Annotated in this window: 15 protein-coding genes; 8 read left to right on the forward strand and 7 right to left on the reverse strand. The window is 65.1% G+C overall.

The window, feature by feature from the left end; genetic code table 11:
• Positions 1-19: 19 nt before the first annotated feature.
• The 3 genes from AC1RRT_RS05010 (at position 20) to AC1RRT_RS05020 (ending at position 2,174) form a co-directional block, all read left to right on the forward strand.
• Positions 20-799 carry a DUF1223 domain-containing protein gene (locus AC1RRT_RS05010; RefSeq protein WP_493012682.1) on the forward strand — a complete coding sequence of 260 codons (780 nt, stop codon included), beginning with the start codon at positions 20-22 and terminating at the stop codon, positions 797-799.
• A 110-nt stretch (positions 800-909) separates the two neighbouring features.
• The gene (locus tag AC1RRT_RS05015) at positions 910-1,353 is read left to right on the forward strand and encodes a GNAT family N-acetyltransferase (RefSeq protein ID WP_493012683.1); all 444 of its coding nucleotides are present in this window, start codon (positions 910-912) and stop codon (positions 1,351-1,353) included.
• A 23-nt stretch (positions 1,354-1,376) separates the two neighbouring features.
• Complete coding sequence (locus AC1RRT_RS05020) at positions 1,377-2,174, forward strand: NUDIX hydrolase (RefSeq protein ID WP_493012684.1); 798 nt, start codon at positions 1,377-1,379, stop codon at positions 2,172-2,174.
• 22 nt (positions 2,175-2,196) lie between these two features.
• On the opposite strand, the gene AC1RRT_RS05025 is transcribed toward AC1RRT_RS05020, so the two are convergent.
• From AC1RRT_RS05025 to AC1RRT_RS05040, 4 genes are read right to left on the reverse strand one after another with little or no spacing between them, the layout of a single operon-like run.
• Positions 2,197-3,345, reverse strand: coding sequence for a DUF4340 domain-containing protein (locus AC1RRT_RS05025; RefSeq protein ID WP_493012685.1), 1,149 nt, complete (start codon positions 3,343-3,345; stop codon positions 2,197-2,199).
• 15 nt (positions 3,346-3,360) lie between these two features.
• Positions 3,361-5,286, reverse strand: a complete 1,926-nt coding sequence (locus AC1RRT_RS05030) for a GldG family protein (protein ID WP_493012686.1) — start codon at positions 5,284-5,286, stop codon at positions 3,361-3,363.
• 3 nt (positions 5,287-5,289) lie between these two features.
• Entirely contained in the window at positions 5,290-6,024 is a 735-nt protein-coding gene (locus AC1RRT_RS05035) for an ABC transporter permease subunit (protein ID WP_493012687.1), read from the reverse strand.
• Positions 6,025-6,035: 11 nt separating this feature from the next.
• Positions 6,036-6,776, reverse strand: coding sequence for an ABC transporter ATP-binding protein (locus tag AC1RRT_RS05040; RefSeq protein ID WP_493012688.1), 741 nt, complete (start codon positions 6,774-6,776; stop codon positions 6,036-6,038).
• Between the two features lie 119 nt (positions 6,777-6,895).
• On the opposite strand from AC1RRT_RS05040, the gene AC1RRT_RS05045 reads away from it, so the two are divergent.
• Genes AC1RRT_RS05045 through AC1RRT_RS05065 form a run of 5 tightly spaced genes read left to right on the forward strand, consistent with a single transcriptional unit; the run spans position 6,896 to position 10,921 of the window.
• Positions 6,896-7,105, forward strand: coding sequence for a DUF1289 domain-containing protein (locus AC1RRT_RS05045; protein WP_493012689.1), 210 nt, complete (start codon positions 6,896-6,898; stop codon positions 7,103-7,105).
• Between the two features lie 53 nt (positions 7,106-7,158).
• Positions 7,159-8,106 (forward strand): ABC transporter permease, encoded by a 948-nt coding sequence (locus tag AC1RRT_RS05050; protein ID WP_493012690.1) that lies wholly within the window; start codon positions 7,159-7,161, stop codon positions 8,104-8,106.
• Positions 8,099-8,938 carry an ABC transporter permease gene (locus AC1RRT_RS05055; protein ID WP_493012691.1) on the forward strand — a complete coding sequence of 280 codons (840 nt, stop codon included), beginning with the start codon at positions 8,099-8,101 and terminating at the stop codon, positions 8,936-8,938. The genes AC1RRT_RS05050 and AC1RRT_RS05055 overlap by 8 nt, the downstream gene beginning before the upstream one ends.
• A gap of 1 nt (position 8,939) precedes the next feature.
• Complete coding sequence (locus tag AC1RRT_RS05060) at positions 8,940-9,932, forward strand: ABC transporter ATP-binding protein (protein ID WP_493012692.1); 993 nt, start codon at positions 8,940-8,942, stop codon at positions 9,930-9,932.
• The gene (locus AC1RRT_RS05065) at positions 9,929-10,921 is read left to right on the forward strand and encodes an ABC transporter ATP-binding protein (RefSeq protein WP_493012693.1); all 993 of its coding nucleotides are present in this window, start codon (positions 9,929-9,931) and stop codon (positions 10,919-10,921) included. The genes AC1RRT_RS05060 and AC1RRT_RS05065 overlap by 4 nt, the downstream gene beginning before the upstream one ends.
• Here AC1RRT_RS05065 and AC1RRT_RS05070 read toward each other — a convergent pair whose 3' ends face one another.
• Genes AC1RRT_RS05070 through AC1RRT_RS05080 form a run of 3 tightly spaced genes read right to left on the reverse strand, consistent with a single transcriptional unit; the run spans position 10,922 to position 12,043 of the window.
• A complete protein-coding gene (locus AC1RRT_RS05070) occupies positions 10,922-11,266 on the reverse strand; it encodes a hypothetical protein (protein WP_493012694.1) in 345 nt (114 codons plus the stop codon).
• The gene (locus tag AC1RRT_RS05075) at positions 11,263-11,598 is read right to left on the reverse strand and encodes a hypothetical protein (RefSeq protein WP_493012695.1); all 336 of its coding nucleotides are present in this window, start codon (positions 11,596-11,598) and stop codon (positions 11,263-11,265) included. The genes AC1RRT_RS05070 and AC1RRT_RS05075 overlap by 4 nt, the downstream gene beginning before the upstream one ends.
• Before the next feature lie 10 nt (positions 11,599-11,608).
• Positions 11,609-12,043, reverse strand: coding sequence for a hypothetical protein (locus AC1RRT_RS05080; RefSeq protein WP_493012696.1), 435 nt, complete (start codon positions 12,041-12,043; stop codon positions 11,609-11,611).
• Positions 12,044-12,079: the final 36 nt, after the last annotated feature.

Raw genomic sequence — 12,079 nt, forward strand, 5'->3', positions numbered from 1 at the left:
CGGTGCCTAGGTTGACGACATGACGCTGAACGCCGTACGCCGCTTTGGGTTGTTTGCCGTGCTGGGCCTCGCCGCCCTCACGACAACGATTGCTGCACAGGCGCAACCTAGGAATCCCTCGCAGCTTGTGGTTCTGGAACTCTTCACCAGCCAAGGCTGCAACTCCTGCCCGCCGGCCGATGGCCTTATGAAAGACTGGCAACAGCAGCCCGGCGTTCTGCCGCTGTCGCTGCATGTCGACTACTGGGATTATCTCGGCTGGAAGGACACGCTGAGCCGCAAGGGTCATGGCGTGCGCCAACAGGATTACGCGCGCAACACCGGCAAGCGTGAAGTCTATACGCCGCAGGTGGTGGTGGACGGACAGTTTGCTGTGGTCGGGTCCGACCGCGAAGCCGTCGCCTTCGCCATCGAGAAGGCACGCAAGCAGCAGCATGTGTCCATGAAGGCCGAGCGGACCAAAACCGGACAGTTCCAGGTGCAAGTGCCCAATATCGACAAGGCCGTTGTGGAAAAAGGCTGGGCAGGAGAAGCCAAGCTTCTACTCTGCCGCTTCGACCTGCAGCATGATGTCGCGATCGAACGCGGCGAAAATCAGGGCCGCACGCTCAACTACCTCAATGTCGCCCGTTCCTGGGCCGAACTTGGCCGCTGGCAGGGCAAGGATGCCACCTACGAGGTGCCAAACCTTGCGGATATCGATTGGAGCCGACAGGGCGCCGTCGTGCTGCTGCAGGCGGTGAACAGCCAAGGCGTCGGCCCGATTATTGGTGCCGTCGACCTGAAGACCGCGCAGTAATCCGGCCGGGCCGGGTTTCCGCCAGATTGGCCGGTCACAACCTCAATCGTTGACAGCGCTGCCGGGCAGGCCGAAGCTTTCGGCCATGATCCATCGTTCCGTGCCGCCCCGTGAGTGACCAGCCGCAGCCCCCCGTCCGGATCGAGCACCGCCTGCGGCCGGCTGACCGCAACGATCTGCCACGCCTGAATGACATCATCCGCAGCCTGCCGGCCGAGATCGTTGCCGATCTGGATCTGGCCGAGCTGCAGCACGATGGCAGCACGCTGTTTCTGGCCGAATGGCGAACCGCCATCGATGGCTTCATTGTGCTGCTGCCGCTGCAGCGCAGCCTGCTGATCCACCGCCTCGTGGTCGCCGAGGATGCGCGCGGCCGCGGCGTGGGCGGCTGGCTGCTCGACTGCGCTGCGGGGCATGCACGCAGCCTCGATCTCGCCACCATTGAGATCCAGCGACCCGTGCAGGACCGCACCGGCATCGACTGGCTGCGCCGGCGCGGCTTTACACCCGACCCGCATGGCGGCAACAGGATCTATCTGCGCCGCCCCGCATAATCAGAAAAGACCCGAGGAAACCGATGAGTGAGCAGAAATCCGCCTTGAAGCCATCCAGCACCGTTCTGATGATCCGCGATGGCGATGCCGGCCTGGAAGTCTTCATGGTGAAGCGCAACCACGCCATCGACTTCGCCTCCGGCGCCATGGTGTTTCCCGGCGGCAAGCTGGCCGACGGCGACAGCGATCCGGTGCTGATGGGCCGCCATGCGCGGCCGGGCAGTTTCGACCCGGCGCTGACGCCGTTTGCTTTCGGTGCGATCCGCGAGGCGTTCGAGGAATCCGGCCTGCTGCTGGCGCGCAAGAAGGGCCAGGGCAGCCTGCTGTCTGCCACAGAGGTGGAAGCGCTGGGGCATTGGCGCGAGCCGCTCAACCGCGGTGACAAGACACTGCGCGACATGGCCGAAGCCGAGAATCTCGATTATGCACTCGACCGCCTGGTGCCGTTTGCGCATTGGATCACGCCCGAGGTGATGCCCAAGCGCTTCGACACCTGGTTCTTCCTGGCGCTGGCGCCCGAAGGCCAGATCGGCGCCCATGATGGCGGTGAATCGGTGGAATCAGAATGGCTCGGCGCGCAGGCCGCCCTCAATGCCTGGGAGGCCAAGACGCGCACCATCGTCTTCGCCACCCGCATGCAGCTGGTCAAGCTGGCGCGATCGAAGGATGTCGCCTCTGCATTACAGGCTGCGGCCGAGGATCAGATCGTCGACGTGATGCCCGTGCTGGACAAGGTGAGCTTCAGCGAACCGCATCTGCGCATCCCGGCCGAGGCCGGCTATGGCGTCACTGAAGTGGCGCTCAGCCGCGTCGGGATGTAAGCGAATAAAAAAGAAGGGCTGATCAGCCCTTCTTTTCATCCTTCTTCGGCTCGTCTTTTTCCACCACATCCTTGATGCGGCGGGTCAGGTCGCGGGCGGAATAGTCCGGTACCAGATAGGCCCAGCCATCCAGGCGGCGGATCGCCGCATTGGCCTGCTTCTCGGCCTCGTCCGGCGGCAGCAAGTCCTTGTTGGTCGGGTTCGGCTTGGCCAGCGCCGCATCATAGGCCACCGTGATGGTGATCCAGAATTTCTTCTCCTGCTCGGCCGGGATGGTGCGCACGGTGGCCCTGATACCATCCAGCGTCACGATCTCGGTCACGGTCGCCTTGGAAAAATCATGCTCGGTGGCCTTGGTGACATCCTCGAAGGTCGGATAGGCCAGTGCGCCGGCCACGGCGTTGATGTCGAAGGCCGAGCCGGGCTTCATGCCCTTGGGGACATCCTGCAGCACGAAATCGATGCCCGAGCCGTCGGTCTTTTCAGGGCCGCGCTGCACGCGCAGCTTCTCGCCATCCGCATGCGTCACAGTGGCATAGGCCACCCGGCTACGCTCGATCTTGATCAGGTCCTTGACCAGCCATTGCACCGGGTCGGCCGGCAGCTCGACAATGCCCTGGGCCAGCCAGGCGCGGGCCTCCTCCGGCTTACGCACATGAATCTGACCCGGCTTGCTGCCCACTGGGAAGCTGCGCATCTTGCCCATGATCACGGCGGCGATGGATTTTGAATCGGCATCGACCAGGCGCACCAGGATCGGACCCGGATCGGCCTTGGCGGCCTCGTCGACCGGCTTGTAGCGATCAGGCTCGGAGACCTGCAGGCGGTCGTAGTAGTCCGGCTTGTCGGTGCGCGGCTCGATGGTTTCCAGGCCAGCGATGCCGATCACGTTCTTGCGCACCAGGTCGGCGCGCACCGGATAGTCATGCCGGCTCGGCATGCTCCACTGCTCGGCGCTGGCGCCACGCTCGATGCGGAACAGCGCCTTCGATGTCGCAATCTCCAGCGAGGCCACCTCGTTGACCTTGGCGGTCAGGCCGGGAAACAGCGGCTGCGGCGTGAAATCGGCCTGCGCTGCACGGTCGCGCGAGGTCGCCACCCACCAGCCGGCGCCGCCGACGATGACGGCAGCACCCAGCAGGATCGCCCAGGTCTTGTTGCGCATCTGCATGACGTGACTCCCGTCTTAACCTTCCAGCGCGCGCCGGATGCGGCGCTGACGCCAGACAATGGCGAGGCCGACCGCCACCAGGGCGGCCAGCAGCGGCATCAGGCCGATGTTGATGAACTTGACCAGCAACTGCAGCGCCTCGATGTCGCGGTTCAGCTCGCGCTGCACGCCGCGCAACTCGCGCCGGGTTTCCAGCAGCTGGTCGCGGAAAGTGCCGATGGCTGCTTCCTGCTCGGCGCTGAGCAGCGCGTTGGACTGCTCCTGCGCCTTGGACTGCAGATCGGCGAGCTGCTTCTGCGTCGTCTCCAGCTTCTGCTCCAGCGCACGCTGGCGGGCCAGGAACTGCTGGTCGGCCTGCCGGCGCATGCCGTCGATCAGCTCGAACGGACGCTGCGACTTGCCACGGCTGCGCAGGCCGATCATGTCGCCCGAACCCGACATGTTGTCGATGGCATTGACCAGGAAGTCGGCATTGGCTGCGATCGGCACATACATGCTCTGCCCCATCATCTGCTGGGTACGGACCCAGAAGCGATCGTCCAGCATGTCGGCATCAGCCACCAGCAGCACGTTGATCGGTTTGGCGCTCTCGGTCACCGGAGCCACGACCGGAACGGCCGGCGCCTTGTCGTCCTTCTTCTCCACCGCCGGCGCACCATTGGGGAAAGCCGTCTTGGCCGGGCCGCTGATGCGCGCCGCCAGCGTGTAGGTCTCGCCGGTGGGCTTGAACTTCTCGGCCAGCAACTGCGGATTGGGGTCGCCCTGCAGGTCGGCCACATCCATCAGCATCGCCTGGTTCGACGAGGTGATCAGCGGCGTCAGCGTGGTGGACGCGCCATCCAGCTTGCGGATCGAACCCATCGAGGCGGCATTGAGCTGCGTCAGGTCGGCCGTCACCACATCGCCATGACTCAGGTTATCCGGCTGGATCGCCAGCCACGGCACATAGTCGACGACAGCCGCCGCGCCCTGGCGGCCGGTCTGCACGCGCTGGGCCAAGCCCAGATCGGCGACGAACTTGCCGGCCTGCACCTCAACACCCCAGGCCTTGAACAGCTCGGGCAGCAGCGAGGACTGGTCGCCCGGCGGCATCGGCCGGCCCGACATCGGATCGGGCAGCGCCGCCATCGTTTCGGAGTACGGATCGGCGAAGACAATCAGACGGCCGCCCTTCAGCACATACTGGTCGATGGCATACTGGGCCTGCGGGCTCAGATCCTTGGGATGCGCCAGCACCAGCGCGCCGAGTTTCTCATTGATGTCTTCGGGCTTGGAGCCATCCAGCATCTTCACGTCGAAGAACTGCCTGATCTGCTCCAGAATCAGATAGGGCTGCGACTGGCCGCGCATCGCCGCCATCACACCGCCGGGCCCGTATTCCAGCGGCAGCGCGCCGAGGATGCCGATTGCCGGCTTGGTCGGGTTGCTGAGCGCGTAGACCAGCTTGGTCAGGTCATATTCGAGGAACTGCTCCTTCTCCGCCTGGAAGAAGGGGATCACCTGCTGCTGGTCGAGCGTGTTGGAGCCAACCAGGCCGAAATAGAGCGAGCCGGTCTGCGTCTGCGCACCCTGCAGGCCAGCCTGCACCGCGCGGTCCTCGGCTTCCGAGAACGGCTCGGGATCGATCACCTCGAGGCGGATCTTGCCGCCCGACAGCGCCGCATAACGCTCGAGCAGCTCGCGCACACGAGTGCCGTACTGCTTCAGCTGCGGCGCGCTGCCGGCCAGCTTGTCGGAAAAGAAGTACCGCAGCGTGACGGGCTCGGGGATGCTCTTCAGCACGTTCCTGGTGCCGTCGGACAGCGTATAGAGTCGCGCCTCGGTCAGGTCGATGCGGGTATCGCGTAGGCCCTGGTTGACCAGGATGTTGAAGCCGAGGAAGACCGCGAAGGCGGCGACGAGCCCGGTGCCGGTGAGAAGCGCTTTTTTGCCGGTCTGCATGATTCAGCCCGCCTTCTTGAGGTCGACGACCACCGCATTGGCGTAAAGCCAGACTGCGATGAGCGAGAGGAAGAACACCAGGTCGCGCAGGTCGATCACGCCTTCGGTGATGGCGTTGAAATGCGACAGGAAGCTGAAGGAGGCAATGGTGTCGACGATCAGCGTCGGCGCCCAGCCCTGGAAGAAACTCAGCACCATCGGTGCGCCCGACACGGTGAAGATGAAGCAGACCAGCACGCTGACCACGAAGGCGATCACCTGGTTCTTGGTCACCGCCGACATGCAGCTACCGATCGCCAGATAGGCGCCGGCCATCAGCAGGCTGCCGATATAGCCGGCGAAAATGACGCCGTTATCGGGCGAGCCGAGCCAGTTCACGGTCAGCCACAGCGGGAAGGTCAGCAGCAGCGCGATACCGGCGAAGGCCCAGGCGGCAAGGAATTTGCCCAGCACGGCGGCCCAGAGCGGGATCGGCAGGGTCAGCAGCAGTTCGATGGTGCCGGCCTTGCGCTCCTCCGCCCACAGCCGCATGGCAATGGCAGGCAGGAAAAACAGGTAGAGCCAGGGATGAAACAGGAAGAAGGCCTTCAGGTCGGCCTGGCCGCGCTCGAAGAACTGGCCGAGATAGAAAGTGAAGATGCCGGCGGTGAACAGGAACACCACGATGAAGACATAGGCGACCGGCGTCGAGAAATAGCCGCTGAGTTCGCGGCGCAGAACGGCAAGCATCGGTTTCATGGTCTACTTCCTCAGGCGGCGCGCGCTTGGGTGATCTGGCGGAAGGCCGCATCGAGTTTGCCCGGCGCGGCGATGATGTCGCCGATGCGCCAGCCTGCAGCACCTTCCGGACGACCCTCGGCCACGATGCGGCCGCGGGCGATGATGATGGCGCGGCTGCACACCGCCTCCACCTCTTCCAGGATATGGGTTGAGATGATGATCGCCTTGTCGCGCGCCATGGCCTGGATCAGGCCGCGCACTTCATGCTTCTGGTTCGGGTCGAGACCGTCGGTCGGCTCGTCGAGCACCAGCACCGGCGGATCATGCAGGATGGCCTGCGCCAGACCGACGCGGCGCTTGTAGCCCTTGGACAGCGTGTCGATCGGCTGGTCCAGCACATCCTTGATGTTGACCTGGTCGATCACCTTGTCCAGCCGCCACTGACGGTCCGCACCGCTCATCTCGCGCACATCGGCGATGAAATCCAGGAAACCACGCGCCGTCATGTCGGCATAGGTCGGCGCGCCTTCCGGCAAGTAACCGATGGCGCGCTTGGCGGCCAGCGGTTCGGCCTCCACGTCATGGCCGCAGACCGAGATGCTGCCCGAGGTGGCGCTCAGGAATCCGCAGAGCATTTTCATGGTGGTGGACTTGCCGGCCCCGTTAGGGCCGAGGAAGCCAAGCACTTCCCCTTTGGAGACCGTGAAACTGACATTGTCGACGGCGGTGAACGGGCCGAATTGCTTGACCAGATTCTTTATGTCGATCATCGTTTTAGGGCACCCCTTGCCTGCCCGCGCAGCCTCCCGCCGCACGGCGCCCGCTAGATAAGAGTTTCCTCGGCCATGGTTCAAGCCCTCCACGGAAATATGCGCCGGTTTGCCACGTCATGAATGACCAGCCGGACGTGCCCTCGCCCTGCATTAACGTCTGCCAGATCGACCGGCGGACAGGCTGGTGCATCGGCTGCTGGCGCACCGGGGCCGAGATCGGGTCCTGGCCGACCCTGGATAGTCCGGGACGCCGGGCCCTGCTGGCCGAACTGCCGGCCCGCAAGGACAGCTATCTGGCCGCCAAGGTCCGGGAGGCGGCCCGGTGAACCGTCCTCCACCCTTTTGCTGCCCACGTCCTCGCTGAACGGCCGCCCGCCCCATGTCGGCCTTCCTGCTGAAACGCTTCCTCACCCTGCTCGCCACCCTGGCGGCGACCTCGGTGATCGTTTTTCTGGTACTGGAAATCCTGCCTGGCGATCCGGCACTGCTGGTGCTGGGCATTGACGCCACCGACGAGCAGCTCATCGCCTTCCGCGAGCAGTACGGCCTCAACCGTCCGATTCTGGCGCGCTATCTTGCTTGGATCGTGAACCTGGCGCATGGCGATTTCGGCATCTCCTATGCCTACAAGACGCCGGTCTGGCCGCTGATCGCCGAGCGGCTGGTGCTGACCTATCCGCTGGCGGTCAGCGCCATGCTGCTGACCATCGCGCTGGCGCTTGTCCTGGGCGTCTTCGCCGCCGCGCGCCATAATCGCGCCGGCGATCTGATCATCATGAGCCTCAGTCAGCTGGGCATCTCGATCCCGAATTTCTGGTTCGGCCTACTGCTGATCTTGCTGTTTGCCGTCAACCTCGGCTGGGTCTCGGCTGGCGGCTTTCCCGGCTGGGGCAATGCCGCCAGCGCCATCCAGAGCCTGATCCTGCCCAGCATCGCGCTGGCCGTGGTGCAGACCGCGATCCTCGCCCGCATCACGCGCTCCTCGGTGCTGGATGTGCTGCGTGAGGATTTTGTGCGCACGGCGCGCGCCAAGGGCCTGAGCCGCCAGGCCGTGCTATGGCGCCATGTGCTGCGTAATGCGCTGATCCCGGTGGTGACCGTGATCGGGCTTCAATTCGGCAATCTGCTGACCGGCACCATCATCGTGGAGCAGGTCTTCTCCCTGCCCGGCCTCGGCCGCCTGATCTTCCAGGCGATCAGCAATCGTGACATCGAAGTGGTGAAGGCCGCTGTTATCCTGCTGGCCTTCACCGTGGTGGTGGTGAATTTCATCGTCGACATCCTCTATGCCGTGATCGATCCACGCCTGAAGGCCCGGGATGTCTGACTTCTGGAAACGCGCCATCCGCCATCGCAGCTTCATGGTCGGCGGCCTGCTGACCGCGCTGGTACTGGGCATGGCGCTGCTGTCGCTGGTCTGGATGCCTTATGCGCCGACCGCCATCAACATCCGCAAACGCATGGCGCCGCCCTCGGCCGAATACTGGCTCGGCACCGATCCCTTCGGGCGCGACGTGCTGTCGTTGATCCTGGCGGGTGCGCAAAATTCGCTGCTGGTAGGCGTTATCGCGGTCGGCATCGGCCTGCTGCTGGGCAGCGCGCTGGGCCTGCTGGCCGCCGCGCGCCGCGGCTGGCTGGAAGAGCTGGTGATGCGCTTCGCCGACTTCACCTTCGCCTTCCCCGCCATTCTCTCGGCCATCATGCTGGCCGCCATCGCCGGCGCCAGCACCATGAATTCGGTGATCGCCATCGCGATCTTCAACATCCCGGTCTTCGCCCGCGTGGTGCGCGGGTCGGCCAATGCGATCTGGGCCCGCGACTTTATCCTGGCCGCCCGCGGCGCCGGCAAGGGCGACCTGCGCATCACCATCGAACATGTTCTGCCCAACATTCTCAGCGTCATCGTGGTCCAGGCGACCATCCAGTTCGCGCTCGCCATCCTGGCCGAGGCGGCACTGTCCTATCTCGGTCTGGGCACGCAGCCGCCGACACCGAGCTGGGGCCGCATGCTGAATGACGCCCAGGGTATGGTGTTCCGGGCTCCGTTCCTCGCCGTCTTCCCTGGCTGCGCCATCGCCATGGCGGTGCTGGGCCTCAACCTGCTGGGCGACGGCCTGCGCGACCTGACCGATCCGCGCCTGTCGCGGCAGAGGCGCTGAGATGGATGTTCCGCTGCTCTCCGTGCGCGACCTGCGCGTGACCCTGCCGGCGCAGGCCGGCAATGTCGCCGCCGTCCGCGGCATCAGCTTCGACCTGCGGCCCGGTGAGACTCTGGGCATCGTGGGGGAAAGCGGCTGCGGCAAATCGATGGCGGCGCTGGCGCTGATGGGCCTGCTGCCCGAAGGCGCCATGGCCGGCGGCCAGGTGCTGTACCGCGACCGCGACCTGCTGCAAGCCGACGAGGCCACGCTCTGCGATCTGCGCGGGAACCGGCTTGCCATGATCTTCCAGGAGCCGATGACCTCGCTCAACCCGCTGCATCGCATCGGCGACCAGATCGCCGAGCCGCTACTCTTGCATCGGAACGTCAGCCGGCAGCAGGCCCGCGAGCGTGCCATCGAGCTGCTCGACCGCGTCGGCATCGCCAACCCGCGCGAGCGGCTGAATGCCTATCCGCACGAACTATCCGGTGGCCAGCGGCAACGCGCGATGATCGCCATGGCGCTGGCCTGCGAACCTGACATCCTGATTGCCGATGAGCCGACCACGGCGCTTGACGTCACCATCCAGGGCCAGATTCTCGACCTGCTGCATGGTCTTGTGAACGAAACCGGCATGGGGCTCATCCTGATCAGCCACGACCTCGGCGTGATCGCCGAGACTGCCGACCGTGTCATGGTGATGTATGCCGGCCGCGCCGTGGAAAGCGGCCCGGTGCATGCGCTGTTCGACCGGCTGTCGCATCCCTACGCGCGCGGGCTGTTCCAGGCGATGCCGCAGATCGGCGGCAATATGCCACATCCGCGCCCAGCCTTGCCGACCATCCCCGGCATGGTGCCGGATCTGGCCGACCTGCCGCCGGCCTGCGCCTTTGCCGACCGCTGCGCGCTGGTCGAGCCGCGCTGCCGTGCCGACTTCCCGCCCGATGTCACCGTCGGGCCTCAACACCGCGCCGAATGCTGGCGCACCGACGCCACGGCGGCCTTGCCATGACGCCACTGGTCGAGATCGACGATCTTCACAAGGCCTATGCCATCGGCCGCAGCCTGCCGTTCACGGCCGCGCGGCAGGTGCATGCGGTTAATGGCGTGTCGCTGCGCATCGCGCCGGGCGAAAGCCTGGGCGTGGTGGGCGAAAGCGGCTGTGGCAAGTCCACGCTGGCCCGTCTGGTGATGGCGCTGGAGAAACCCGACCGGGGTCAGGTGCAATTTGACGGCCACGATCTGCATGCTCTGTCGAAAAGCGATCTGCGCGCGGCACGGCGCGATTTCCAGATGGTGTTTCAGGACCCTTACGGCTCGCTCGATCCGCGCCTCTCGGTCGAACGGATCGTCGCCGAGCCGCTGGATATGCTGGAGAAATCCGGCCGTGCGGATCGCCGCCGACGCATCGCCGAAACGCTCGCCACCGTGGGCCTGCGCGCTGGCGACATGGAGAAATATCCGCATGAATTCTCGGGCGGCCAGCGCCAGCGTATTGCCATTGCCCGCGCCCTGATCACGCGGCCGCGCCTGATCGTCGCCGACGAGGCCGTCTCGGCGCTGGATGTCTCGGTGCAGGCCCAGGTGCTGAACCTGATGGCCGAACTGCAGCGCCACCACGGCATCACCTACCTGTTCATCAGCCATAACCTGGCGGTGATCGACCATCTCTGCACGCATGTGGCGGTGATGTATCTGGGCCGCATCGTTGAACAAGGCCGCACCGACACCGTGTTCGCCCGGCCGGCGCATCCCTATACCCAGGCGTTGTTGGCGGCTCTGCCGCGCCCGGTGCCGCCGCCGCCCGGGCAGAAACGCCGCCGCAGCCTGCTGCAGGGCGCCCCGCCCAACCAGACACAGTTGCCCGCCGGCTGTGCGCTGGCGCCGCGCTGCGCTCATGCCGACGATCATTGCCGCGCCGTCACACCGCCGTTGCGGCTGCTGAATGACAGCCGCAGTGCTGCCTGCCACAAAGTGGAAGAGGTTATTAGGCCGGCCTGATTACCGGGGCTGACTGAGCACTTGCAACTGGTAGCCACGGCTGCGCATGCAGTAATCCGCCAGCTCGGCCGTACGCGGCCCACGGTCAAAATAGGACGGCGAGTTATGGCCGCGCTCCCAGGGCATGCCGAAGCCGCGATTGAAACCGGTGCCGGTCCAGGGCGGATAGAGCGGGCGCGATGACATGCTCTCATCGAAGGCCTGACCCGAGGCGATCTGCTGGCAATCGGCTGTATCGCGCTGGCGCTGCGCCGGCGAGGTATCGGTGCGCACCCATTCGGTCGGCGTCGTCGCACACCCCGCGAGCAACGCCAGACCGATCAGAGCTGCAGCACGGATCATCATTTCTGAATCGGTGCCAGCGCGTAGCCGCGCTGCTGCATGCAGTATTCGCTCAGCTCGTAGACCCGCGCGCCGCGCAGACTGAAGCTGCTGCCGCGACCACCATTGCCATCGCCACCACCACCGCTTTCCTGGAACTGGGTGTCCTTGTAGGGCGGATAGATCGCCTTGCTCTTGTCGCTTTCGTCGAAGGCCTGGTAGTTGGCGATATCGAGGCAGGCTTTCTCATCGGCATTGCGTTGCGCCACCGGTGTCCCCGCCCGGGTCCATTCGGTGCTGGGGGCGCAGGCGGCAACGGCAAGCAGAAACAGGCAGGCGGCGGATGGACGGATCATGACGACATCCTCATTGCGGTATCGGTTGCAGGCTGTAACCCCGGGCGCGCAGGCAGAAATCCTGCAGGTCGCTCTCGCGCTGTCCGCGATACATGAACGGGTCGTTGTAATAGGAGCGTCGGTAGCCGTATGGCCCGTAGGGATAATACGGATAGCCATAGCCTGGATAGCCGAAGGCAGAACCGCTGAAGAAACTTTCCCGGAAAGCCTGATTGCGCGCCAGGAGATTGCATTCGCGGCTGTCGGCCTGGGCCTCCTGCATGCTGACGCCGGGTTTCTGCCAGGCCACGGGCGGGCCACAGGCGGCCAGCAGCAAAGCGATGAAAGACAGCGCAGCAAACGAGAGCGTTTTTTTGCCCATGACGTTTCCCGTCCGGTTCTGAAGGGGCAGGAAATTATAGCCTGAAGGCTGTCCCGCGAATGCGGCGGAATCAGGGCCGGCCATCACCTTCCCGTGTAGAATTGGCGGGCCGCCGCGACC

Source organism: Ferrovibrio sp. GW821-FHT12B10, from assembly GCF_058807515.1.